Annotated in this window: 20 protein-coding genes; 11 read left to right on the forward strand and 9 right to left on the reverse strand. The window is 41.7% G+C overall.

What is annotated here, in order from left to right:
- Positions 1 to 144: 144 nt before the first annotated feature.
- From addB to MHH31_RS05290, 5 genes are read left to right on the forward strand one after another with little or no spacing between them, the layout of a single operon-like run.
- Positions 145 to 3,654, forward strand: a complete 3,510-nt coding sequence (gene addB / locus MHH31_RS05270; RefSeq protein WP_342495347.1) for a helicase-exonuclease AddAB subunit AddB — start codon at positions 145 to 147, stop codon at positions 3,652 to 3,654.
- A complete protein-coding gene (addA, locus tag MHH31_RS05275) occupies positions 3,632 to 7,336 on the forward strand; it encodes a helicase-exonuclease AddAB subunit AddA (RefSeq protein ID WP_138278367.1) in 3,705 nt (1,234 codons plus the stop codon). Before addB ends, addA begins: the two co-directional genes overlap by 23 nt.
- A gap of 25 nt (positions 7,337 to 7,361) precedes the next feature.
- On the forward strand, positions 7,362 to 8,537 hold the full coding sequence (gene sbcD / locus MHH31_RS05280; protein WP_138278368.1) for an exonuclease subunit SbcD: 1,176 nt from the start codon (positions 7,362 to 7,364) through the stop codon (positions 8,535 to 8,537).
- The gene (gene sbcC, locus MHH31_RS05285; RefSeq protein WP_342495348.1) at positions 8,534 to 11,929 is read left to right on the forward strand and encodes an exonuclease subunit SbcC; all 3,396 of its coding nucleotides are present in this window, start codon (positions 8,534 to 8,536) and stop codon (positions 11,927 to 11,929) included. The genes sbcD and sbcC overlap by 4 nt, the downstream gene beginning before the upstream one ends.
- A gap of 17 nt (positions 11,930 to 11,946) precedes the next feature.
- Complete coding sequence (locus MHH31_RS05290) at positions 11,947 to 12,246, forward strand: hypothetical protein (protein ID WP_017360217.1); 300 nt, start codon at positions 11,947 to 11,949, stop codon at positions 12,244 to 12,246.
- A 47-nt stretch (positions 12,247 to 12,293) separates the two neighbouring features.
- Here the strand turns inward: MHH31_RS05290 and MHH31_RS05295 are convergent, their stop codons facing one another.
- The 8 genes from MHH31_RS05295 to MHH31_RS05330 form a co-directional block, all read right to left on the reverse strand.
- Positions 12,294 to 12,512 (reverse strand): spore germination protein, encoded by a 219-nt coding sequence (locus tag MHH31_RS05295; protein ID WP_003211468.1) that lies wholly within the window; start codon positions 12,510 to 12,512, stop codon positions 12,294 to 12,296.
- A gap of 22 nt (positions 12,513 to 12,534) precedes the next feature.
- Positions 12,535 to 12,969, reverse strand: coding sequence for a spore germination protein GerPE (locus MHH31_RS05300; RefSeq protein WP_058337501.1), 435 nt, complete (start codon positions 12,967 to 12,969; stop codon positions 12,535 to 12,537).
- Positions 12,969 to 13,145, reverse strand: coding sequence for a germination protein GerPD (locus MHH31_RS05305; RefSeq protein WP_003210893.1), 177 nt, complete (start codon positions 13,143 to 13,145; stop codon positions 12,969 to 12,971). The genes MHH31_RS05300 and MHH31_RS05305 overlap by 1 nt, the downstream gene beginning before the upstream one ends.
- Positions 13,142 to 13,756, reverse strand: coding sequence for a spore germination protein GerPC (locus MHH31_RS05310; protein WP_008348607.1), 615 nt, complete (start codon positions 13,754 to 13,756; stop codon positions 13,142 to 13,144). Before MHH31_RS05310 ends, MHH31_RS05305 begins: the two co-directional genes overlap by 4 nt.
- Before the next feature lie 31 nt (positions 13,757 to 13,787).
- Complete coding sequence (locus MHH31_RS05315; RefSeq protein WP_035392485.1) at positions 13,788 to 14,021, reverse strand: spore germination protein GerPB; 234 nt, start codon at positions 14,019 to 14,021, stop codon at positions 13,788 to 13,790.
- A 14-nt stretch (positions 14,022 to 14,035) separates the two neighbouring features.
- Complete coding sequence (locus MHH31_RS05320; protein ID WP_003211745.1) at positions 14,036 to 14,257, reverse strand: spore germination protein; 222 nt, start codon at positions 14,255 to 14,257, stop codon at positions 14,036 to 14,038.
- Between the two features lie 127 nt (positions 14,258 to 14,384).
- Complete coding sequence (locus MHH31_RS05325; RefSeq protein WP_008348605.1) at positions 14,385 to 14,546, reverse strand: aspartyl-phosphate phosphatase Spo0E family protein; 162 nt, start codon at positions 14,544 to 14,546, stop codon at positions 14,385 to 14,387.
- Between the two features lie 122 nt (positions 14,547 to 14,668).
- Positions 14,669 to 15,763, reverse strand: coding sequence for a CotH kinase family protein (locus MHH31_RS05330; protein WP_342495349.1), 1,095 nt, complete (start codon positions 15,761 to 15,763; stop codon positions 14,669 to 14,671).
- Positions 15,764 to 16,672: 909 nt separating this feature from the next.
- On the opposite strand from MHH31_RS05330, the gene MHH31_RS05335 reads away from it, so the two are divergent.
- Complete coding sequence (locus MHH31_RS05335; RefSeq protein WP_007499116.1) at positions 16,673 to 17,578, forward strand: fumarylacetoacetate hydrolase family protein; 906 nt, start codon at positions 16,673 to 16,675, stop codon at positions 17,576 to 17,578.
- Between the two features lie 91 nt (positions 17,579 to 17,669).
- Positions 17,670 to 18,038, forward strand: coding sequence for a YisL family protein (locus MHH31_RS05340; protein ID WP_342462425.1), 369 nt, complete (start codon positions 17,670 to 17,672; stop codon positions 18,036 to 18,038).
- Between the two features lie 38 nt (positions 18,039 to 18,076).
- Here the strand turns inward: MHH31_RS05340 and MHH31_RS05345 are convergent, their stop codons facing one another.
- Positions 18,077 to 18,604: a DUF2777 family protein gene (locus MHH31_RS05345; protein WP_056705140.1), complete on the reverse strand. Its 528-nt coding sequence runs from the start codon at positions 18,602 to 18,604 to the stop codon at positions 18,077 to 18,079.
- A 156-nt stretch (positions 18,605 to 18,760) separates the two neighbouring features.
- On the opposite strand from MHH31_RS05345, the gene asnB reads away from it, so the two are divergent.
- The 4 genes from asnB (at position 18,761) to MHH31_RS05365 (ending at position 24,571) form a co-directional block, all read left to right on the forward strand.
- Positions 18,761 to 20,602, forward strand: coding sequence for an asparagine synthase (glutamine-hydrolyzing) (gene asnB / locus MHH31_RS05350; RefSeq protein WP_342495487.1), 1,842 nt, complete (start codon positions 18,761 to 18,763; stop codon positions 20,600 to 20,602).
- A gap of 147 nt (positions 20,603 to 20,749) precedes the next feature.
- Positions 20,750 to 22,267 carry a phytoene desaturase family protein gene (gene crtI, locus MHH31_RS05355; protein WP_342495350.1) on the forward strand — a complete coding sequence of 506 codons (1,518 nt, stop codon included), beginning with the start codon at positions 20,750 to 20,752 and terminating at the stop codon, positions 22,265 to 22,267.
- Positions 22,264 to 23,739 carry a phytoene desaturase family protein gene (gene crtI, locus MHH31_RS05360; protein ID WP_282900488.1) on the forward strand — a complete coding sequence of 492 codons (1,476 nt, stop codon included), beginning with the start codon at positions 22,264 to 22,266 and terminating at the stop codon, positions 23,737 to 23,739. Before crtI (MHH31_RS05355) ends, crtI (MHH31_RS05360) begins: the two co-directional genes overlap by 4 nt.
- Positions 23,732 to 24,571: a phytoene/squalene synthase family protein gene (locus MHH31_RS05365; RefSeq protein ID WP_342494616.1), complete on the forward strand. Its 840-nt coding sequence runs from the start codon at positions 23,732 to 23,734 to the stop codon at positions 24,569 to 24,571. Before crtI (MHH31_RS05360) ends, MHH31_RS05365 begins: the two co-directional genes overlap by 8 nt.
- Positions 24,572 to 24,628 lie beyond the last annotated feature (57 nt).

Below are 24,628 nucleotides of genomic sequence, written 5' to 3' on the forward strand. Positions count from 1 at the left end.
ATCATGATGGTTTATGATATGAAAAGAGTCGGGAAAGGTGCCTATTTTCTTTTCGATCGGAGGAGAAAGGGAAGGTGATAGGAAAATAGCTATTTACCTTTATTTTCGCTAGAATATGAGTACATAAGAAAGGTGTTGTGGAACGTGGAGATTCAGTTTTTAGCAGGCAGATCGGGGAGTGGAAAAACGACTGCAATTCTAGAAGAAATCAAAGAACAACTGCGGCTTGATCCCCTGGGTCCGCCAATCATTTTTTTAGTCCCGGATCAAATGACATTTTTAATGGAATATGAGCTTGCAAAAACGTCTGAAGCTGGTGGAATGATCAGGACAAAAGTCTTTAGTTTTACTCGGCTTGCCTGGTCTATATTACAGCAGACTGGCGGTGCGAACCGTCAATTTGTCACAAGCACAGGGATTCAAATGCTCTTAAGAAAAGTAATAGAAGAACAGAAAGACAAGTTTAAGGTATTCAAAAAGGCGAGTGATAAACCGGGGTTTGTTGAGCAAATAGAAAAGACGATGGCTGAATTCAAAAGGTACTGTATGATGCCGGAGGATATTGAAAAGATCTCGGCATCCAGCATGCATTCAGAGTATACAGAAGAAAGACGTGCGGCGGAAAAATTGCATGATCTTCATGTTCTTTATCAGCAGATGGAGCAGCATCTGCAAGATGAGTATGTGCACTCAGAGGATTACTTGACACTTCTGGCTCAGCAAATTCCTTTATCAGAAGAATTGAGAGGGGCACACATTTATATAGATGGTTTTTATCAGTTTACCCCCCAGCAGCTTCTTGTCATTGAACAGCTTTTGCTACATGCCGAAAAAATAACAGCTGCATTCACAGTGGATCGTTCCTATCATGACACGCAGCCAAATGAACTTGATTTATTTCGCATGACAGGTAAGACATATTCCCAGCTTTATCAGTTGGCCAAAGAGTGCGGAGCGGCTATTTCTGAGAACATTTTGGAGAGAAATAAGCGGCATCTTCATACCCCAGATCTAGCTTATTTAGAAAATCAATATGAACAGAGACCTTTGCAGCCGTATCAAGAAGAAACGCCTCACCTTACCGTATCGAAAAGTGCAAATAAACGAGCTGAAATTGAGGGAGTAGCGAGAGATATTCTTGATTTAGTAAGAGGTGAAGGTCTTAGGTTACGAGACATCTCAATTGTTGCAAGACATGTAGACGAATATAAAGATACGTTAAAAGAGGTGTTTCGAGATTACGATATTCCTTTCTTTATTGATGGAAATGAATCGATGCAGTATCATCCGCTCATTGAGTTCATTCGTTCGAGCCTCGATGTCATAAAAGGGAACTGGCGGTATGAGGCGGTGTTTCGCTGTGTGAAAACGGAGTTCTTATTTCCGCTTGAACTCGCCAAAAACAAAGCGAGAGAACAGGCGGATCAGCTTGAAAACTATTGTATTGCTTACGGTGTAAAAGGTGAACGCTGGACGAATGGTTCACGCTTTCATTATCGCCGCTTCCAATCACTAGATGAAGATTTTGGACAAACCGATCAAGAAATAGAAATGGAGCAAATGCTGAATGATGTAAAAGAATGGATTGTTCCGCCTCTCTTTCAATTGCAAAAAAGATTGAAAAAAGCGCAAAAGCTAAGAGACATGGTGGAGGCAGTGTATGTCTTTCTAGAAGAAGCCCAAGTGCCAGAAAAGCTTGAAAAGGCAAGGCTTGAGGCAGAAGAAGCAGGCAGGTTAGCTGAAGCGATGCAGCATGGGCAAGTGTGGGATGCTGTCATTCAATTGATGGATGAATTTGTTGAAATGCTGGGCGAGGAGGAGCTCTCATTTCCATTATTTCAACAGATGATGGATACAGGACTGTCCTCTCTCAAGTTTGCTTTGATTCCCCCTTCACTTGATCAAGTGTTTATCGGAAGTATGGATTTATCCAGAATGTATCAAGTAAAGTGTACGTTTGTCATTGGAGTAAATGATGGGGTTATACCTGCACGGCCCTCTGATGAAAGTGTATTGTCTGAAGACGACCGGGAATGGTTAAAGCGTGCAGGAGCAGAGCTGGCAGAGACAGGGAAGGAACGGCTGCTGGATGAACAATTTTTGATATATCAAGCGCTGTCCAGTCCATCGCACTACCTGTATTTATCCTATTCAGCTTCAGATACGGAAGGGCGGTCTCTTTTGCCTTCGACCCTCATCAAGTATTGTGAGGAACTGATGCCAAACCATCAGCAAGCCCTCTATGTGTTAGATCCAGAGCAGTTGGATGATCAGGAGCAATTGAAATTTGTAACAAACGAGCATGTCTCGTTATCCTATACCGTTTCGCAGCTACAACAATGGCTCAATCAATATCCGATCAGCGGCGTATGGTGGAGTGTATATAATCATTTGATGACCTCGTCCAACCGCGACGTATCAAAAAAAATCATGTCCAGCTTGTTCTTTACAAATAGAGCGAAACGTTTAAATCCGAATGTCACAAAAGAACTTTACGGTGACCATATTCAGGGCAGTGTTTCAAGAATGGAGAAATTCAATGCATGTGCATTTTCTCATTTTGCTTCCCACGGGCTAAAACTAAAAGATCGACAATTTTACAAATTAGAAGCACCTGATATCGGCCAGCTCTTTCACTCGGCTTTAAAACTGATTTCAGATACGCTTGTTGAACAAAAAAAGGATTGGAAAAACTTAACGAAGGAAGATTGTGTGACCTACTCAAGGCATGCAATTGAACAGCTGGCTCCACGTCTGCAAAAAGAAATTTTATTAAGCTCTAATCGGCATGCTTATATAAAAGAAAAGCTTCAAAAAATCCTCATCAGGGTGTCTTCTATATTAAGCGAACATGCAAAAGTGAGCGGATTCTCTCCGGTTGGACTTGAGTTAGGTTTTGGAGGTCAAGGACCTCTGCCGCCGTTTACTTTTCAATTAAAAAACGGCTGCACGATGGAGCTTGTTGGAAGGATTGACCGAGTGGATAAAGCAGAAGGATCAAAAGGACTTCTATTAAGAATTGTCGACTATAAGTCCAGTGAGAAGGGGCTTGATCTAGCAGAAGTTTACTACGGTTTAGCTTTGCAAATGCTCACTTATTTAGACCTGACCATTACGTATTCTAAAGAATGGCTTGGCATGGAGGCGACACCGGCAGGAATTTTATACTTCCATATTCATGACCCGCTGATTCAAGCCCCTATTCCGCTTGGAGAAGATGCAATTGAGCAGGAAATATTGAAGAAATTTAAAATGAAGGGTCTATTGCTCGAAGATGTGGAAGCAGTGAAGTTGATGGATCAAACACTCGAATCAGGAAGATCACATGTCATCCAAGCTGGTTTGAAAAAAGATGGTTCTTTCCGATCTGACTCTGCGGTATTAAGTGAAGATCATTTTCACATTCTCACAAAACACGTTCGGCGAACCTTTGAAGAGGCAGGAGAAAGAATTACAAGCGGTGAGGTAGAGATAAACCCATATAAATTAAAGGATCAAACCCCTTGCCGCTTTTGCTCCTTTAAGTCTATTTGCCAATTTGATGAATCAATAGAAGATAATGAATTTAGGGTGCTCACCTCTGAGAAGGATGATGTCATGTTAGACCGGATCAAAAAAGAAGGGGATCAGTATGCAAATACCAAAACCGAATAACAGTACTTGGACAGATGACCAATGGAACGCCATCGTTTCAGAAGGACAAGATATTCTTGTTGCTGCGGCGGCAGGGTCAGGGAAAACAGCGGTCTTGGTTGAACGGCTCATTCGAAAAATGACTCGGCCGGAGCAGCCAGTTGATGTGGACAGGCTGCTCGTAGTGACTTTTACCAATGCTTCAGCAGCAGAAATGAAGCACCGGATCACTGAAGCACTTGAAAAAGAACTATCTAAAAACCCTGGATCACTTCATATGCGGAGACAGCTGTCACTTATGAATCGTGCCAATATTTCTACCTTGCACTCCTTTTGTTTGCAAGTTCTTCGCACTTTTTATTATGAGATTGACCTTGATCCAGGTTTTCGTTTGGCTGATCAAACAGAAGGAGAATTATTAGGAGATGAAGTGTTAGATGAACTGTTTGAGGATGAGTATAAGGCTGGAAAGCCGTCATTTTTTGAACTCGTTGATCGTTACACATCTGATCGGCATGATTTAGATCTTCAATGGCTTGTCAAAAGAATTTATGAGTTTTCTAGGTCACATCCAGCGCCCGAACAATGGATGCGGGCATTCCTTTCTCTTTATGATGTGGATACACAGACAAAGGTAGAAGAATTACCCTTTTATCCATATATCAAAGAGGACCTTTCTCTCGTTTTAAGAAGCTGTCAGGAACTGCTGGAACAAGCGCTCACTTTGTCAAAAGAGCCGGGTGGTCCAGCACCGAGGGCGGAGAATTTTATAGATGATTTAGAGCAAGTAAATGAATTAATAAGGCATCAAGATGATTTTGGAACACTTTATGAGCTTTTGCCAAATATCAATTTTAAAAGATTAAAGACTTGCAAAGGGGATGACTATGACCCAGCTCTGTTAGAAAAAGCAACAGATGCACGCAATCAAGCCAAAAAACAATTAGAAAAGCTAAAAGATGAATACTTTATGCGCAGTCCCGATCAGCATTTAAAAAGCTTGGCTGAAATGAAGCCAGTTGTAGAAACACTTGTAGAGCTTGTGATTCAATATGGAGAGCGTTTCGAAAGAGCCAAACAAGAAAAATCAATCGTAGACTTTTCGGATCTAGAACATTATTGTTTGCGCATTTTAGCGAAGCAGGACGCAGAAGGAAATCTCATTGAAACAGAAGCGGCTAAATACTATCAAAAGCAATTTGAAGAAGTACTCGTGGATGAATACCAGGATACAAATCTTGTCCAAGAAACGATTTTAAAGCTCGTGTCTAAAGGGAAACATCCTGCAGAAGGCAACCGCTTTATGGTTGGTGATGTGAAGCAGTCCATTTATCGCTTTAGACTTGCAGAGCCGATGCTCTTTTTAAATAAATATAAACAATTTAAAGCAGACAGCAAAGAAACAGGTAAAAGAATTGATCTAAATAAAAATTTCCGCAGCCGGGCTGATGTATTAGACAGTACCAACTTTCTGTTCAAACAGCTGATGGGAGAAACAGTTGGAGAAATTGAATATGACGAACAAGCTGAATTAAAGCTTGGAGCGAGTTATCCGCAAAGCGAAGACACGACGACAGAAATGCTTCTTGTTCATTTAGATCAGCACGACACAGAAAGCGATGAAGAACGAGAAGAGCTAGAGACGGTACAATTTGAGGCGAGAGTGATTGCAAAGAAAATAAAAGAATTGGTAGAACAGCCTTTTCAAGTGTACGATGCAAAACAGCAGCTGACCCGCAACTTGCAGTATCGAGACATTGTGATCTTGCTTCGCTCAATGCCGTGGGCTCCGCAAATGATGGAAGAGTTGAAGAAGCAGGGAATCCCTGTTTATGCGAATCTTTCCTCAGGCTATTTCGAAGCGACAGAGGTATCTGTCATTCTTTCTTTGTTAAAAGTGATTGATAATCCATATCAAGATATTCCGCTCGCTGCTGTTTTAAGGTCACCTCTTGTTCATTTAGACGAAAATGAGATGGCACTGATTAGAACCAGTGATAAAAAAGGCACTTATTATGACGCTGTGAAGGCATTTATGAGTGTGACACACTCTGATCATCCGACATGCAGAAAGCTGGAGCGATTCTTCCTTCAATTACGCAAATGGCGTGATTTTTCGATTCAGCATTCGGTAGCAGAACTGATTTGGGAAGTGTACCGAGATACACAATATCTAGATTATGTCGGCGGGATGCCAGGAGGTAAGCAAAGACAGGCAAACCTTCGGGCTTTATATGATCGAGCGAAACAGTATGAAAAGGCTGCATTTAGAGGACTGTTTCGATTTCTTCGATTTATTGAAAGAATGCAAGAGCGTGGAGATGATCTTGGAGCGGCAAAAACGTTCAGTGAAACAGAGGATGTTGTCCGCATGATGACCATTCATAGCAGTAAAGGACTCGAATTCCCTGTTGTATTTACTGCAGGACTTGGCAGGAACTTTAACATGATGGATTTAAACCAGTCCTACTTGCTTGATAAAGAATTAGGTTTTGGCAGCAAATATATTCATCCTGAGCTGAGAATTAGTTATGCAACATTACCGCTGATCGCGATGAAAAAAAAGATGAGAAAAGAGTTATTATCTGAAGAACTGAGGGTTCTATATGTGGCGCTCACAAGGGCGAAGGAAAAATTATTTTTAGTCGGCTCTGTCAAAAATCAAGTGAAAGCTTTAAGCAAGTGGCAAAATGCCGCAAACGGAGACGACTGGCTCCTCCCTGATTTTGAACGTTATCAAGCGAGAACATACTTAGATTTTATTGGCCCTGCTCTTATCCGTCATCAAGCGATGTCTTCTCTTTTAGAAGAATCGAGAGAAGTCGTTCTCTTGCATCCATCATCATTTTCTATCACCTTTCATCAAGCGTCCGATCTTCTACAAGAAGACATGTCACTTGAAAAACAAAAACAAGACGAAGTGGTACAAGCATTAATGGAAGGTGTGCCTGTTCAAGGATATGGCGATTACGAGGAGGAAGTAAAAGAAAGACTTTCATGGCGTTATCCATATTTAGCGGCCTCCCAAGTAGGGACAAAGCAGTCAGTTTCCGAGATCAAAAGAATGAAAGAAATACAGGATGAATACAGTGTGCCTTCTTCCATTCGAAAAGCTCATGCGACACTGTACGAACGACCGGCTTTTATGAAGAAAAAAACACTCACAGCCGCAGAACAAGGGACGGCCATGCATACAGTCATGCAGCATATCCCTCTTCCTTCAAATGAACCATATGATGAATCTCGTGTAGAAGAGCTGCTCCATTCTTTAAAAGAGAAAGACTTACTAACAGATGAACAAATCCAGTCCATCAATCGAGAAGGAATTGTGGCCTTCTTTTCTACTGCTATTGGTCAAAAACTGCAGAAAGCGGACTGGGTGAAACGAGAAGTATCGTTTAGTATGGTTTTACCGGTTAAAGAGGTATACAGCCATATTGATGCAGAAGGTGAACCTGTGCTCATTCAAGGAATGATTGATTGTTTATTTGAAGCAGATGGCAAGCTCTATTTACTTGATTATAAAACAGATCGAGTGACTGGCAGATTCTCAGGTGGATTAGAGGAAGCTGAAGCGATGTTAAAAAAACGCTATGAAACACAAATATCGTTGTATTCAGCAGCGGTAGAACGTTTAACAAACAGAACATTAGAGGAGAAAATCCTTTATTTCTTTGATGGAAATCTAGAAATTTCTTTATAGGTGGAATGAATGAGAGGTGAATCACATGAGGATTCTGCATACAGCGGATTGGCATCTAGGGAAAACCCTTGAAGGCCGAAGCCGGCTTGAGGAACAAGCGGAGTTTTTAGATGAATTAAATCAAATCGTCAAGGATGAACACATTGATGTCATTGTGATGGCAGGCGATGCCTTTGATACAGTGAACCCTCCTGCTCGCGCAGAACAGCTTTTTTATGAAAGTTTGTCTGCATTATCTGATAAAGGAAAGCGTCAGGTGGTTGTGATCTCTGGCAACCATGATAACCCAGACCGTTTATCAGCCGCATCTCCTTTAACGAATGAGCAGGGGATTCATTTAATTGGATATCCGACAAATGATTTAATTCATGTCGATGTTTCTTCTGCAAGTGAACGTCTATCTATTGCAGCACTCGCTTACCCGTCTGAAGCAAGGCTAAACGAGGTGCTGGCTGAAACATTTGAAGAGAAACTGCTTCGTGATCAGTACAATTTAAAAATACAACAAATGTTTCAACATTTAAGCAGCCAATTTCAGGCGGATACGGTCAATATCGCAACAAGTCATATTTATGTGGCAGGTGGCAGTCAAACGGATTCGGAAAGGCCGATTGAAGTGGGAGGCGCATATACCGTTGCGGCCGAAAGTCTGCCTGAGGCGGCTTGTTATGTCGCATTGGGGCATTTGCATCGCCCCCAAACCATTAAACGTGCCAAGACGATTGCCCGCTATTCTGGATCTCCACTTGCATACAGCTTTTCTGAAGCAGGCTACGCCAAATCAGTCACCATTGTGGATGCAAAACCGAATGAAACAGCAAGCTGGAAAGAAGTGTTTTTATCAAGCGGTAAACCACTTATGAAGTGGAAGGCGACTGAAGGGCTGAGCCAAGTACACAATTGGCTGGATGAAAAGCGGGATCTTCAAGCCTGGATTGATTTAGAGATTCACTTAACAGATCAGTTGTCGATCGAACAAATTCATCAGCTTAGAAAACAGCATAGTGGATTTGTCCATATTAGACCAAAGTTTAAAGAGTTACAGCAAAAAGAAGAACAAAAACAAGTGGAAAAGCTCTCGATTGAAGAGCGGTTCGTGAAATTTTATGAGCGTCAGACAGGTGGAGGTCTACCTGATGAAAAAACCGTCAAGCTATTTTTAGAGCTTGCCAATGACATGCAAGAGGAGGAAGCGAATTGAAGCCGATCACGTTAACCATTAAAGGACTTCATAGCTTCAGAGAAGAGCAAACCATTGACTTTAGCTCCTTATGTGATGCAGGTGTGTTTGGTATTTTTGGACCGACTGGAAGCGGAAAATCGTCCATATTAGATGCCATGACACTCGCACTCTATGGCAAGGTCGAACGTGCACTCAATAATACGCATGGTATTTTGAACCAAGCTGAAGAAAAGCTGTCTGTCTCCTTTACGTTCGCTTTGCAAAGGGAACACCATATTTCTTATAAAGTGGAACGTGCCTTTAAACGGGCAGATGAAATGAAGGTTAGAACGACGTTATGCCGATTGATTGAAATTGGTGATACGCAGACAGTTCTTGCAGATAAAGCAAGTGAGGTCAATCGTAAAATAGAAGAATTACTTGGTTTAACCATTGACGATTTTACGAGAGCGGTTGTTTTACCCCAAGGAAAGTTTGCGGAATTCCTTTCATTGAAAGGAGCCGACAGACGCCAAATGCTGCAGCGTTTGTTTAATTTGGAGAAATATGGTGATCAGCTCGTCAAACGTTTACGCGCAAAGGCTCAAAATCATTATGGACAGAAAAACGAACTGCTGGCTGAACTGACTGGATTAGGAGAAGCTGGTCCAGAGGCATTAGCGAAAGCTAAAGAAGCAGCTGCGCAGGCGCAAGCTATTTTTCATGAGAAAAAACAAACGCGGGACGAAGCGTTCACTGCTTTTACAAAAGCGCAAACCATCTGGCAGTATCAAAAAGAACAAGAAGCGTACGAGAAGGAACAACACAACCTCAATCTGCTGGCATCCACAATGGAAGAGAAAAAGAATCAACTTCACATTGCAGAGCAGGCAGAGACATTAAAGCCTTATGCGGATGCATTAACAAAGGCTGAAAAGCAGCTCTCTCAAGCATCAAAAGAGAAGCAGGAAGCAGAAAAACATTTACTTCTTCAACGAACGATCTATGATCAAATGACGCAGGAGTATGAGCAAACGCGGCAAAAGAAAATGGAAAATGAGCCAGAGCTTCTTCAAAAGAAAGAGCAGCTTATTCAATTAAAAGAAATTGAACGAAAAAAAGAAACAGCTCTTCAGGAAAAGACCTTACTAGAGCAGCAAAACAATGAAAAAGCGCAGCAATTGACTCAAAAAAAAGCGGAAGCCGAAAACGTGAAATCTTTATTAGAGCGTGCGCTTGCGAAACAAACACAGTTGAAGCATGAGCTGGAACAATTACAAGTCTCTGTCAAAGAGCGGAAACTTGTACAAGACGCACTTCGTTTCAGTGAAAATGTTCAAAGAATGAATGTGAGCATTCAAAAGGAAGAACAAAAGATTGAGAAGCTAAGACAGCGTTCAGCACAGGCGACACAATCGTATGAAAAGCTTCAAAAACAGCAAAAAGATCATCATGAAAAAATAAATCAATCGTTTCAAGCGATAGAGCAATTGTATTTTTATGTATGTGAATTTGAACGAGGTCTTACAGAATGGAGTCATAAAGAGCAGGACAAAAAACAAGAAAAATTAAAACAGCGTGATGTTGTCAGATCGGCAGAATTAAGAAAAGAATTAGCGGCAGAGCTAGTAGACGGTGAACCATGTCCTGTTTGTGGATCGATTCATCATGATCCAAAGGCTGTGATAGACAATGACCATGAAGAAACGGTTGCCCAAATTGATGAATGGATTGTAAAAATGGATAAAGAGCTCAAGTTGGCAGAGGAATATGCTAGAGACATGTATGCTGCAAAGCAGCTGCTTGAAACGCATGCCAATCAATTAGTTAAACAGTTCTCCTTTTTATCTCAAAAAGCCCCTGATTCGGAAGTAGCTGCAGCAGTAGAAGCAGTACAGAATCCGCAGTCTTTGCACCAGCTGATTCAAGAATGGAAAGGCGTAAAACAAGATATTCAAGCAATCGAAAGCAAACGAGCTCGTTTAATGGACGTCACTTATGATCAAGCGGCAGAAATGAGCAAAGTAAAAGATCAACTGACATTTGAGCAGCAGCGCATACAAGAACTAGACATGCTGATCAAGGAGCTTCGATCTGAGCTTTCCGAACAACTGACGCAATTTGAACAGACCTTTCCTCACCTGACAATCAACCAAGTGCAGGAAATGCAGCAACAAATTGACGAAAAGGATCAACAAGCGGAAGGTTATCAAGAGCGTATTGAGAAGAGTATTTCTTTTCTAGAGGAAAAACAGCAGGCAAAAGAGCATCTGCAAACAGCCATATACAATCTAGAGAAGGAACTCGATAAGTTGGCGCATCAGCTGGGAAGCCAGCAACACCTGATCGATCAATATGAAACAGATTTACAGCGATATCCTTTAAAAGCGGCTTCTCTTTCTGATGAACTGTACGAAGTTCAACAATCTCTTGTTCATCTAAATGAAAAAGAACAGCAATCGTACGAGCAATTTAAGCATGCACAGCAATTATTTAGTGAGGCACAAAGCCATTTCTCAAGCAGTGAACGTCAGCTTCAAGAGGCGAAGCGGCGAAAACAAGAAGCTGAGAAAGCGTGGCAAAAAGAAACAGCATCTACTCCTTTTGCTCATCCTCAGGAGATAGCACCTGCTTTAATGGATCGATCTGTACGTCTTACAGTCAAACAGGAAATTGAGGAATTTGAGGATAAAAGAAAGCAATGTGCAGCAAACTTAAAGCGAATTTCTGAACTGTTAAAAGGTGAGTCGCTGGATGAAGACGAGTGGACAGACATTCAACTAAAAAAAGAAGCGGCGGAAAAAGCGCTTGAAGAAGCGACAGCGCTGAGTGGATCTGCACAGGAGCATCTGCGAGTGATTGAAGCAAACCATCAGCGCTTTGCAAGCATTCATGTACGTCTTGAAGAACTGCAACAAGAAATTGACCGGCTGGATAAGCTTCAAACGGTGTTTAAAGGGAATACATTTGTTGAGTTCCTAGCAGAAGAACAGCTAGAAAGTGTCAGCCGTGATGCTTCTCATCGTCTTGGAATTTTGACAAGACAAAGGTATGCCATTGAAGTCGATTCAGAGGGCGGTTTTGTGATGCGGGATGATGCCAATGGAGGTGTCAGACGTCCGGTATCCAGCTTGTCTGGGGGAGAAACTTTCCTGACGTCTTTAGCACTTGCCCTTGCTCTGTCTGCACAAATTCAGCTGAGAGGTGAGTTCCCGCTGCAATTCTTCTTCTTAGATGAAGGATTTGGTACACTCGATCAAGACTTGTTAGATACGGTGATTACAGCATTAGAGAAGCTACAATCTCAAAATTTAGCTGTTGGTGTGATCAGCCATGTGGAAGAATTAAAGATGAGACTGCCAAAGAAACTGATTGTCCACCCAGCAGATCCAAGCGGGAAAGGAACAACAGTCTCGATGGAATTAATGTAAAGTGAGGTGATCTCAGGATGGCAAAGCAAACGATTGGATTATGTGAGCTGTGCGGAAGACAAGAGGTCGTCCTTACAGAACATCACTTAACGCCAAGAGAAGAAGGAGGGGCCTTTCTACCGACTGCCTTCCTGTGTATCCCTTGCCATAAACAAGTACATGCTCTTTATACAAACCAGGAGCTTGCCGCACGTTTGAATACGCTGGATGCCCTAAGACAAGATGAAAAGCTTGTTCCGTACATCAAATGGATTCGAAAGCAGCCGGCAAGCAAGCTGGTCAAAACAAAGAAATCAAGACAACGCAGAAAGAAATAAGCATAAAAAAGCGCTCCTCTAAATGAAATGAGTGTAGAGGAGCCGCTTTATGCATTGCCTACCATATTCTGATCATTTAAGTCAGGATCCACATAGTTGGTGGCGCTAATGCCATTATTTAAAATCAAGAAATCTCCGGTATTCCCCGCTCCAGAGCCTAAAGCAGATTTTGAAGAACTTTTAGGCGAAAGATAAAATGAGTCACCGACGTTTACGACGCCCCCAGAAATCGAGTTAATGTAAATGGGTCCGACAATTGCTGGCATAATCGACATCCTTTATTCGAAGTCATATCACCATCATATGCGCAGGTAGGTCCAATTGTGAGTTTGGCGGATGTTCGTCATTGTTGCTAAATAACTCTCGAATATGTTTCACTCGCGCAACGGCATTTATTCCGCACGTAGAGCCAATTTGATAGATAGAGGAGGAAGAGACCCCTTCTACATGTATGGACGAAACTTTAATGAGAGGCTTTTCATGATAAAAGGCCGTTCTAACCGTTCGTTCTGGCAGCATCAATGGGATCGGCTCATAATACACTTCAAATTCTTTTGCATCTAGGTTTTCAGCTTCATTTCCATAAAATAAACTAATCGTTCGCTGGACAGCTAGCACCTTCACGTTCGGGCAGAGCTCCTGTGTATCACCAATTTGAACAACACTCGCAATCCCGACAGAATTCACCTTCGAGAACTTCACTTGAGATGTGCGCTTAATCATTATCGAGGGGCTAGAGGAACAAACGGGCCAATAATTAATGATTCTGGCGGTGTATCGAAAATCGATGACAGTTGTACATGGTCCGTGTCCCCGATAATAAATAGGGAAGAGGACGATACCCCAACTACTTTAATGCTTCCAGTTTCGATGTTGCGGTTGACGACTGTGAAATTCATCCGTTTTCCTCTCCTTTCGTTTCATTTGGAATATGGGCTAAAAAGTGCTCGATTGCCCGTTTGACATCATGTTTCACGTATTCAGCAATTTGCTCGGAACGTTGAAGCGGGGTCATATCTTCCCTTTGTGGCAGCTGCCCCGCATAATATTTGATTCTGCTGTCTATTTGTTTTCGAATGTCCTCAATGATATGGTGTTTGTTGCTTTCATCAAGCGAGCCTTCGTATCGCTGCTCTAGTTCTTCAAGAAGCTGCGGTGCTTCTTCATTTAAGAATGCATCGACAAGCTGGCGTGTTTGATTGAAAAATTGATCAGCCATTTCTTGCTGCATCATTCCAATTCCCGGGGTTGTTGTTTGGCCCACTTCAAAATTTTGAACACTATTTGGATCAGATGGATTGAGGCCGATATTTAATGTGCCTTCCAGCCGCTCGATTTTCAGTTGATCAAATTGATAATCAATCCGTTCAATCGTTGTTGTCGGTTTATCTTTGATCATTTGCATTTCCTGCTGAAGCTCGTTAAGCCTTTTTTCAAGCATCATGATTTGCTGTGTTTGCTTTTGAATGATGCCATACATTTGTGAAGCGCTGTTTTGATAGTCATACATATGCATACACCTCCGGGGATTGCAGATGAACTTATGTTGTTGGTGACTGAAGCGGTACAAAAGGTGCCGTGCTTGCGCCTTGAGACTCTTCAATTCCTTGTGTGCCTGCTGCGGCAGGTGCTGACTCTACATAGCTTCCAGTGTTATACAGATTGGAGAGTGCCTTGATTGATCCAGCACTGCCGATTTGCAGAACGGATGAGTTACTCACAGACTCCACACGTAAGTAATTAATTTGTATCGCTTGATTAATATAGAAGTTCAATGGATTCTCACTCCTTACAAGTTACCAACAAGCGGTTGATCAATGACATCACTATCATACGTATTTGTCACACTTTTATAGTTGCTAATGCGTAATTGATCACCAGTGTTAAAACTGCCTGCGCCGGCAAACGTTTTAACCTGACTATTTGGAGAAATGGTGATGCAGTCTCCAACATGAACGACTCCGCTCGTTCCGACGGCATTTACTTTAAAGGCTCCAACAATAGCCGGCATAGCGGTGCACATCCTTTAGAAAAATAGGGCACTTCGTTTTTGGGCGTTTCACCATAGCTTATGATGGGTCTTTTAATATGTGATTGTCTTTTTGAAGAACTTTGATGAGAGGAATGAAGTGTATGGTTTACCCTTTATTCGAGCATTCTTTAGAGGTGGTTTTGATGCCTTTATTTAAGAGTGTGTCAAGCTCTTGACTGCACCTGATGGTTTCTTCGGCATTCATTCCGAATTTTTTTGCGGTCTCAATCAAATGTAATCTTTTTTGTTCAATTTCATAATTGATCATAACGGACGCCAACTCTCACATTTTTTATCAAATAGAAGGATATGGTTAGTATACCCTATTTTTCTATAAAAAAAGCTCTTTCGTCAATATGAGAACTAAAGTGACAAAATTCGAAAGTGTGTTTACAGGCGCGATGTCTCTTTTTTAATCTCAGTTTGTAAATAACGTCGTCTTTTGTTGATATACTGTCGGATTAATTCTCGCTCTGAACGCAGCATGTCTTGTCGGTTTTTCGTATATGGATCATCTCCAATTCGCTGCTCAATCGAAGCATGCCATGTCTCAATGATGGGGAGAAGCCGTTTTTCTAAAAAATGTGTATCTAGTACGTGCTGGAAAAGGGCATAATAGTCTCTTTTAAATGCAGGGATGTCTAGTAATCTAGCGGTTAATGTATTGAAACCGCTGACTGGAATATAATCAAACGCCATTTCTTCTCCGTGAATATCACGACCCCAAGTCGCATCATAATCCCAAGGCATTACTTGAAACTTTCCTTGATCATTCACATAAAGCGCATAGTTATGAACAAACCCATCAAAGTTCTGGGTACACACGACACCAATAAGCCAGCGGAAATATTGTGTCACATCAAGATACTGCTCAATCTTATTTGCAAACGTGTCGTCCCTTGCGGTGTTCAAAAAGTAAATAAATTCACTCAGCTGCTTGTCGTGTTCAGGAGTTCCCGTTTTTTTCTCATAACCGAGAAGAAGATGTTTTTTTGGCTTTTTATCAAATGAACTTAAAAGAGAGAAATTGGCGTCATCATCTACAGCATAATAAATGCCGCCTCCATGCAGCTGTCGTTTTTGGAGGAACAGCTCATCTACAGATTCTATTTTTAAATAAATGCCTTCTTTTCTTCCATTAATGGTCAGAAACACATGAGAAGCGGATGGGCTGAATACACCCATCTGTTCAAAGAAATAAAAAGACAGCCTGTTGCGAATGAAAGAAGGATCATTGTACTCTGCATTTAAGTGAAAAAGGGATTCACCCTGTCTTTGCTTTGGTTTTCGATATTCAATTTGATAGGATTTTTTCTTGAGCTTTCGGATGTGTGATCCTCGGTATGAGGCATAAATATGTGACTTCGTTTGGCCGGTTTTCAGAATGGCCTCGACGGGTTCATCGTTCCATACGTCCTTTTTTAATTCCATGAGATCTTTTGGATGAATCCAGATATCCAGTTGTTTTAAAGGTTCTGTGTCCATGCGTTCATCACCCTCCTATATCTCCTCCACTATATGAAAATGAAGGAATGTCCTGTACCTGCTGGTAGGTATTCATGGAGTTTTCTAAGAAAGAGGCATTCGCCAAGAACACTTGTCTACCGAGTCTCGTAACATAAAGCAGAGAAGATAAACAGCTTTGTCTGTTTGTTTTGTCAGAGCACAGTTTGGGAGGGGAATTGTTCGTGAGCACATTTGATCATTCGCATATTGAACATGCAGTTGATTCACTTCGAAGTGAGGGGCGTGATCAACACTTAGATCGTGAACCAGAATCGGGACATTCGCACAAATCATCTCGTTCTCGTCATTCAAATCGCCGTCACTGGTTCTTTGGTGGAGGAGGCTGCCGTAAGTCACATCGCAGCAAAAAAAGCCATAAAAGCTATCGTTCTAAAAAAAGCTATCGCTCTAAAAAAAGTCGCTGCTCAAAGAAAAGTGTAAAGAGCGAGAAACCATGCAAAAGTAAAAAGTCGTATAGAAGCAAGAAATCATGCAAAAGCAAAAAGTCGTATAAAAGCAAAAAGTCATACCGCAGTAAAAAGAGTAAACCAAAAAAATCATGCCGCAGCAAATACAGATCTCATCATAAGAAAAGCTGCCGCAAATCACACCGCAGCCATCGATCTAAACGTTCTCATCACCACAAACGGAGTCACTCTTGCCGAAGATGCGGAAAGAAAAAACATCATTCCCGCCATCAAGGAAATGTTGATCGTAAATGGGATCAAGGGAATATGTGGGAGTATCGACGCTACCGCTAAATGTCAGGTCTTCATTTTTGAAACCCTTTTTAAAAGAGAGTATGATAAAAAAGGGTTTTTTTTATTTCGTAGAGAAATAAAAATGAGACATCATAATGTAGTGAAATGAAGATTGTGAGGGGAAGACATGAAGTTTTTTACAGGTGAGATACATAACAGATTGTTTATCGGGGTCGTCATTGATGATGAATGGGTGATGGACGTCAAAAAGGCAGAAGCAAAACTATTTGAGCTGGAGACATTGCCAAACTCTTTATCTGAATGCATCAACATGGGGGACAAGTTTGTCGAACACGTCAAACAGCTTCTTGATTGGGCGGAGAAAAAAGAAGAAGACCGCGGCTCTTATGTCTATCCGCTTTCGGACGTGACACTCCATGCACCGATTCCAAAACCAACGAAAAACATCATGTGTGTTGGGAAAAACTATCAAGATCACGTCATGGAAATGGGAAGTGCGGCAGATATTCCTAAAGACGTGATGATCTTTACAAAGGCGCCTACCTCTGTTGTAGGGCATGAAGCGGACATTCTTCTCCATGAAGATGTGACAAGTGAATTGGATTACGAAGGGGAGCTTGCCATTGTCATTGGCAAAACAGGAAAGAATATAGCTCCGGAAGAGGTCCACGATTACATTTTCGGTTACACCATTTTAAATGATATAACGGCAAGAGATTTGCAGAAAAAACACAAACAATTTTTCATAGGAAAAAGCTTAGATACAACTTGTCCAATGGGACCTTATATCGTTCACAAGTCAGTGATTGAGGATCATGGAGCACTCCATGTGGAAACAAAGGTAAACGGAGAGGTTCGTCAGTCTGCCAGTACGGAATTAATGATCTTCCCAATTGAAGACATTGTGTCAACTCTTTCAAAAGGGATGACGCTGGAAGCGGGAGACATCATTGCAACAGGTACACCTTCTGGAGTCGGCAAAGGTTTTGAACCGCCAAAATTTTTAGCCTCAGGCGATCAGGTTGAAGTAACAATTGAACCAATTGGGACGTTATCAAATCGCGTCAAATAAAGGCGTGTTGACACAGGATTGTCGCTTTGTGTTCGACTTATTTCGTGGTACGATGAGAAGGTAATTGTTCTGATAAAGGGGGAAATCACAAATGGGAACACATTTACATATTACAGCGTGGGTGCTAGGTATTATTTTATTTTTCGTTGCCTTTGCATTAGCAGGTAAAAACGATAAAGGCGCTAAAATTGTGCATATGATCGTACGACTGTTCTACTTGATTATTATTGCAACAGGTATAGAGCTGTATGTTCGCACAGGAATGAAAATCCCGGGTTACGGGGGCGAGTATGTTGGAAAAATGATACTTGGTATTCTTGTGATTGGTTTCATGGAAATGGTCCTTGTACGCAAGAAAAAAGGAAAATCGGTGAAGGGTGTATTCATTGGTTTTATCGTGGTTGCCATTGTGACCATTCTTCTCGGCTTACGTCTGCCGATCGGTTTCCATATCTTTTAAGATAAAAAGGGCATTGCTTATCAAAAGCAGTGCCCTTTTTATGTGAGATCAAACTGAGACATCAGCCGATGACCGTCAGACGTCGTCCATTCCAATTGAACTTGATTTGTACCCGAATGATGGTGGCATTGAAGGGCAAGTGATTGCATGTCTCCTGAAAACTGAAAAAAAGACACGCGATGAGAAGGATGGAAGGAAGAGAAGATACAATCATAGACGGAAAAGCCAAGCTGTTCTACATAGTCAATGATCTGATAAAAGACGCTTTCCGGTACGAACATGAGCAAATCAAGCCACCCTTTAGAAAGAGACGCTGTATATTGAATGCGTTCACCGCCTTTTACCTCCATCAACTTCCCATTCTCACAAAGAACGACAGACCCGAGCAATTCTCCTTTTGTCCATCGATCCTTTTCTTTCAAACAGATCATAGAACTTTGAAGGCTTTCAGGCAGCATGATGTCTCCTTCTTCGTCTTCAATCAGACAATGACCGTTTTCCATCAGTAAGTACCCGTTACACCATTTTGGGTGGTTTTGCTGAAGATATGTCATTCGGTTCTCCATTCGCAAAACCTCCTTTCCTCTTTCTTTTCTTACCAAATGAAGCTTGTCCTATACACAGGGGGAAAAAAGGACAAATCAACTATCAAGGAGCCGATGCATAAACTAAGAAAGGCTAAATGAGAACACTTGATGAAAAACGGATGGGAGCTGATGATGATGTGTGGAATAACAGGCTGGGCAGACTTTAAAAAGCAGCTCATCCAACAGGATCATGTAATCAATCAAATGACAGATACATTATCTAAACGAGGGCCGGATGATACAAATACGTGGAAAAGTGAGCACGTTCTTTTCGGCCATAAACGGTTAGCCGTTGTCGATGTTGAAGGCGGAAAGCAGCCGATGACATATACCCATCAACACCATGATTATACGGTGGTATACAATGGAGAACTCTATAACACGGAGGATATACGAAAAGAATTATTCAAAAGGGGGCACCGCTTTCTTGGGCATTCTGATACAGAGGTTCTTCTTCACGCCTATACAGAATGGAAGGAAGAGTGTGTGACCCATTTTAATGGAATTTTTGCATTTGTCATTTGGGATAGTGAGCGTGAATTATTATTTGCAGCGAGAGACCGGCTCGGTGTCAAGCCATTTTTCTATACAGAACGTCATCATTCCTTTTTGTTTGGCTCAGAAATCAAAGCACTTCTAGCTCATCCTGAAATGAAAGCCAAAGTGGATCATGAAGGGTTATCAGAAATCTTTGGTTTAGGGCCCTCTAGAACACCAGGGCAAGGCGTATTTAAAGGGGTGAAAGAGCTGAGACCTGCTCATGCCTTAACCTTCTCAAAAGATGGTTTGCGTGTGTGGAGGTACTGGAATGTCAAAAGCAAGCAGCATACAGATTCGCTTGATGACACCGCTCAGCACGTGAAGGAACTCTTTACGGATGCTGTTACAAGACAACTTGTCTCTGATGTGCCTGTATGTACGTTTTTATCGGGCGGAGTGGATTCTAGTGCCATTACGGCCATTGCTGCCAAGCATTTTGAGAAAATAGGGAAAGCCCCGCTGCATACGTATTCCATTGATTACGACGGAAATGAGCAATTCTTTGAAGCAAGTCAATTCCAACCGAATGCTGACGGCCCGTGGATTGATCGAATGACCAAAGCGTTTCAAACGAATCATCATAGCTGTATCATTGGGCAAAAAGAGCTGGCTTCTTATTTGAAAGAAGCGGTTGAAGTGCGAGATTTGCCGGGGATGGCAGATATTGATTCATCCTTACTATGGTTCTGCCGAGAAATTAAAAAGGATTTTGTTGTCGGTTTATCAGGTGAATGTGCAGATGAGATTTTTGGAGGTTACCCATGGTTTCACATGGCAAGCGAAACCAATGGATTTCCGTGGATGAGATCAACGGAAGCACGCATTCAGCTTCTTCAAGACTCATGGCAAAAGAAATTAACATTGAAGGAATATGCGCAAAGCAAATATGAAGAAACCGTGGCAGAAACACCTCTTTTAGATGGGGAAACTGGAGTAGATAAAGCCCGAAGAGAACTTTTTTACTTGAATATGATTTGGTTTATGACAACACTGCTGGATCGAAAAGATCGTATGAGCATGGGGGCGAGCCTTGAGGTACGTGTTCCATTCGCAGATCATCGTCTTGTTGAGTATGTATGGAATATTCCTTGGGAAATGAAAATGTATGGAAATCGGGAAAAAGGGGTTTTGAGGAAAGCATTAGAGGGAATTTTACCGAATGAAGTGCTTTATCGCAAGAAGAGCCCTTATCCGAAAACACATCATCCTGCTTATACTCAGGCGGTAAAAGAGATGTTAACAGATTGTCTCGCGCAAAAGGATTCTGTGCTTCATGAATTTTTAGATCCACATCAATTAAAACAGCTGATTGAAACAGAAGGGGCTTCTTTCCAGGTTCCTTGGTATGGTCAGTTAATGAAAGGCCCACAGCTCATTGCCCATTTGGCACAGATTCATCATTGGTTTGAAACATATCGAATTGATATAGAAGCATAACAAAGGGTCGGCTTTCTTGCACTTGTTGAAAGGAAGTCGGCTTTTTTGATACATAACATGAGACTTTTAGAGCACATCAAAAGTTGATCTAACCGCTTCAATTTGTATAATTAACTTAAAGTGAATTAATTTGGAGGAAAAAGGATAATGAAAATCGTTGTGATCGGAGCAGGACCAGGGGGACTTGCAGCAGCTATGATGTTGCAAAGCAAAGGACATGATGTTCATATATATGAAAAACAGTCCTTTGTTGGCGGACGTAACTCTAAGTTTCAACTTGGTGATTTCACGTTTGATACAGGTCCTACTTTTCTCAGTATGATTCATATTGCAGAGGAACTGTTCACCTTTGCCGGTAAAAATCTCTATGATTATATAGATGTGATTGAATTAAAAGAAATGTATAGATTAATCTTTCAAGATGAGAAGCTTGATATGATTCGAGATCGAGACGAAATGTACAAACGGCTAGAAGCCTTTGCACCCGGTGAGGGAGAGGGGTATGTACGTTTTATGAATGATACAAAACGAAAAATGGACCGCCTAACGCCGATTCTACAAAGTAAAATGGATCGTTTCCATCATTATTTGCGTCCAAAAGTCATCAAAGCACTTCCTCAGCTCTCATTAAATAAAAGCTTATATGATGTGCTGTCGGATTATTTCTCAAATGAATCAGTGAAATATGCCTTTACATTCCAATCAAAATATTTAGGGATGTCACCTTGGGAATGCCCAGGAGCGTTCTCAATTCTTTCCTTTATGGAGCATGACACAGGCGTTTATCACCCGAAAGGCGGAGTGAATCAGCTGTCAGAAGCGATGGCAAAGGCAGCTGTTGAATCTGGGGCTACCCTTCATCTATCAACTGGAGTTGACAAGTTGCTGACGAAAGGCAGGAAAGTGAAGGGCATTCGCTTAGAAACTGGTGAAGAAATACAGGCAGATGAGGTGGTCGTAAATGGTGATTTTGCACACGTGATGACAAAGCTTGTAGAGCCGGGTCTTTTAAAGAAATATAGCGAGAAGAAACTGAAAAAGAAAAAATTCTCATGTTCCACCTTTATGCTGTACCTAGGTTTAGATACGATATATGATGAGCCACATCATACCATCGTTTTTTCCGATGACTATGCGAAGTTCGTCAAAGAGATTACGAAAACCTTTGAGCTGCCGGATGATCCGTCCATTTATATTCAAAATGCAAGTGTGACAGATGATTCGCTTGCGCCAAAAGGCAAGTCCGCTCTTTATGTGTTAGCACCTGTTGCCAATAATCAAAGCGGTATTGACTGGGAAGTGTATCAAGAAGAATTTAGAGAGCTTGTGCTGGATACGCTGGAGCGGAAAACAGGCTTTAAGAATATCAGGCAGCATATTGAAGTCGAGCGGATGATCACGCCGAAGCATTGGGAAGAAGAGCTGTACGTGTATGAAGGAGCTACATTTAATCTTGGTCACCAGTTGACGCAGATGATGGTACTCAGGCCGCATAATGAATTTGATGAGTTGAAACATTGCTGGCTCGTTGGTGGAGGAACCCACCCAGGGAGCGGATTGCCAACCATTTTAGAATCAGCGCGTATCACGACAAATGCGATTCTGTCAAAAGAGAAACATACGCACAAAAGAGTGCCACATGAAGAAAAGGGGAGCGCCTCATGAAAAAACATATATTGATTGCTGGCGGCGGTATTGGCGGAATGATCTCAGCCCTCTATTTAAAAAAAGCTGGACATGATGTCACCCTTGTTGAAAAAAATGAACGGCTCGGCGGGAGACTTGCTTTTGTACGTGAGAAAGGATATAAAGTAGATGAAGGTCCGACCATTGTCCTACTTCCTGATATGTTAAGAGGCATTTTACATGACGTAGGCATTGATGAAACATCTCTTGATCTCTTGCAGCTCGATCCGCTGTATACGATCCACTATCAAGATGGAACCTCCTACACGAAATACTCTGATACACGGCGACAACTAGAAGAAATCAAACGTGTATTTCCAAAGGAAGAACAGGGATATTTAAAATTTATGCAAGAAATGACGGATCGGTTTCAAGAAGGGCAGCAAGCTTTTCTAGAAAAATCATTTCATGAAAAACGAACCTTTTTTACAAAAGCGAACATGAAGATTTTAATGAAATTAAAAGCATATCGAACCGTTCAAAGTTCTCTCAAAAAATATTTTTCGGATGAGCGCCTCCGAGATGCATATGCACTTCAAACCCTCTATGTCGGAGGAAATCCGTATGAAGCATCTGCCATTTATTCGCTTGTTTCATATAGTGAGCACGCACACGGAATTTACTATTTAAAAGGCGGATATGCGAGTTTAGTAGATATATTGGAGAGACAGCTCTTAAAGACGGGTGTACACATAAGAAAAAGTGAAGAAGTCGCACAACTTGAGTTTGAGGGGAAACGTGTGGTCAAGGCAAAAATAAATGATGAACACATAGCAGCTGATGCATTTGTGATGAACGGAGATTATCCAGCGGCGTTAAAACAGCTTGGTTTAGGTGAACAAGACCGGCGTAAATACGTTCCATCCTCCGGCTGCGTGATGGTGTATCTAGGGTTAAACAAAGTATACGATGAAGCACCTGTTCATCAATTTTTCATGGGAGAACACTTTGATCAGCATATGAGAGAGGTGTTCCAAACGAAAACGATACCTCAAGATCCATCATTTTATACTTTTAATCCATCGACCATCGATCCATCCCTTGCCCCAGAAGGCAGCAGTGTCCTATATATGCTCATTCCTGTTCCTTCAGGAGATCACATCAACTGGGAACAAGAGACAGACTTTGTGGATAAAATGGTGGAGCGTCTTGAGAAAAGAGGCTTTCCGCAGCTGCGAGAGGCGGTTGTCTGGCAAAAGGTGAGAACACCGAATGATTCAATGCGAGAAGGATTGTTTGAAGGCGGCAGCTTTGGCCTCGCTCCTAATTTGTTTCAATCAGGTGTGTTCCGCCCGCAAGTAAAGGTTGCAGAGGTAGACAATCTATATGCGGTAGGTGCTTCCATCCATCCCGGCGGCGGGGTACCGATCGTGATGCAAAGTGCAAAGCTCATGGCTTCTGTACTGCTTAAAGATCTGAACAACAGAAAGGAAGTGAAGCTAAGTGGTTGATGTACAAACAGCATTGAAAATATGTGAAGAGACCATTCAAACCCATTCAAAAACGTTTTATCGTGCCTTTTCCATGCTGCCTAAAAAGAAAAGACAGGCTGTTTGGGCTGTTTATTCCTTTTGTAGGAGAGCGGATGATATTGTAGATGAGTCTCCTTCACCAAAGGAAGAACTGACGTCTTTTCAGGAGGCATTTGATCGTTTCTTGCTAGGAGAAGTAGATCGTGATGATCCAATGTGGGTGGCACTGGAGTATACATTTCAACAGTTTCGTATGGATGAAGCCCCATTCCGTGACCTGCTGCGAGGACAGGAGATGGATTTAGAGCAGCATCGATATGAAACGTTAGATGAACTGCTCATCTATTCCTATCATGTCGCAAGTACAGTTGGATTAATGCTGCTTCCGATCATTGCACCGCGTAAAAAAGAACAGCTAAAAGAAGCAGCGATTTCCCTTGGGATTGGCATGCAGTTGACCAATATACTTCGAGACATTGGTGAGGATAAGGCGGAAAGGAATCGTATTTATTTGCCAAAACAAGTCATGGATCAATTTGGGTATACAGAGCAAGAATTACAAGAAGGGATCGTCAATCAAGCCTTCCAGCACGTATGGGAATATATTGCTTTTGAGGCAGAAGCGTACTATGAGGAATTTTTTGACCATCTCCATGAATTCCCACTTTATTCAAGGATACCAGTGAAAGCAGCTGCTCACTTTTATAAGGCTATTCTAGATAAAACTAGAGAAAACGAATACCGCGTCTTTACGAAGCGGTCATATATTTCAACACAAGAAAAAGCACTTATTTTAGAAGATATTACGTAATGAAAAGAAGACAAAGGGGTAAAATAAAGTTCGTTTTAGCCCTTTGTCAACAATCTG

Origin of the sequence: Bacillus sp. FSL K6-1033 (assembly GCF_038630765.1) — a bacterium.
GTDB lineage: Bacteria > Bacillota > Bacilli > Bacillales > Bacillaceae > Bacillus > Bacillus altitudinis.

What these genes read in the sequence shown, in the direction of transcription:
- crtI (WP_282900488.1), top strand. Translation starts at nt 22,264, where the DNA reads ATGAAAAAACATATATTGATTGCTGGCGGCGGTATTGGCGGAATGATC.
- MHH31_RS05325 (WP_008348605.1), bottom strand. Translation starts at nt 14,546, where the DNA reads ATGATCAATTATGAAATTGAACAAAAAAGATTACATTTGATTGAGACC.
- MHH31_RS05345 (WP_056705140.1), bottom strand. Translation starts at nt 18,604, where the DNA reads ATGGAGAACCGAATGACATATCTTCAGCAAAACCACCCAAAATGGTGT.
- MHH31_RS05335 (WP_007499116.1), top strand. Translation starts at nt 16,673, where the DNA reads ATGAAGTTTTTTACAGGTGAGATACATAACAGATTGTTTATCGGGGTC.
- MHH31_RS05310 (WP_008348607.1), bottom strand. Translation starts at nt 13,756, where the DNA reads ATGTATGACTATCAAAACAGCGCTTCACAAATGTATGGCATCATTCAA.
- asnB (WP_342495487.1), top strand. Translation starts at nt 18,761, where the DNA reads ATGTGTGGAATAACAGGCTGGGCAGACTTTAAAAAGCAGCTCATCCAA.
- MHH31_RS05320 (WP_003211745.1), bottom strand. Translation starts at nt 14,257, where the DNA reads ATGCCGGCTATTGTTGGAGCCTTTAAAGTAAATGCCGTCGGAACGAGC.
- MHH31_RS05305 (WP_003210893.1), bottom strand. Translation starts at nt 13,145, where the DNA reads ATGAATTTCACAGTCGTCAACCGCAACATCGAAACTGGAAGCATTAAA.
- MHH31_RS05340 (WP_342462425.1), top strand. Translation starts at nt 17,670, where the DNA reads ATGGGAACACATTTACATATTACAGCGTGGGTGCTAGGTATTATTTTA.
- MHH31_RS05330 (WP_342495349.1), bottom strand. Translation starts at nt 15,763, where the DNA reads ATGGACACAGAACCTTTAAAACAACTGGATATCTGGATTCATCCAAAA.
- addA (WP_138278367.1), top strand. Translation starts at nt 3,632, where the DNA reads ATGCAAATACCAAAACCGAATAACAGTACTTGGACAGATGACCAATGG.
- MHH31_RS05295 (WP_003211468.1), bottom strand. Translation starts at nt 12,512, where the DNA reads ATGCCAGCAATTGTCGGACCCATTTACATTAACTCGATTTCTGGGGGC.
- crtI (WP_342495350.1), top strand. Translation starts at nt 20,750, where the DNA reads ATGAAAATCGTTGTGATCGGAGCAGGACCAGGGGGACTTGCAGCAGCT.
- sbcD (WP_138278368.1), top strand. Translation starts at nt 7,362, where the DNA reads ATGAGGATTCTGCATACAGCGGATTGGCATCTAGGGAAAACCCTTGAA.
- MHH31_RS05290 (WP_017360217.1), top strand. Translation starts at nt 11,947, where the DNA reads ATGGCAAAGCAAACGATTGGATTATGTGAGCTGTGCGGAAGACAAGAG.
- MHH31_RS05300 (WP_058337501.1), bottom strand. Translation starts at nt 12,969, where the DNA reads ATGATTAAGCGCACATCTCAAGTGAAGTTCTCGAAGGTGAATTCTGTC.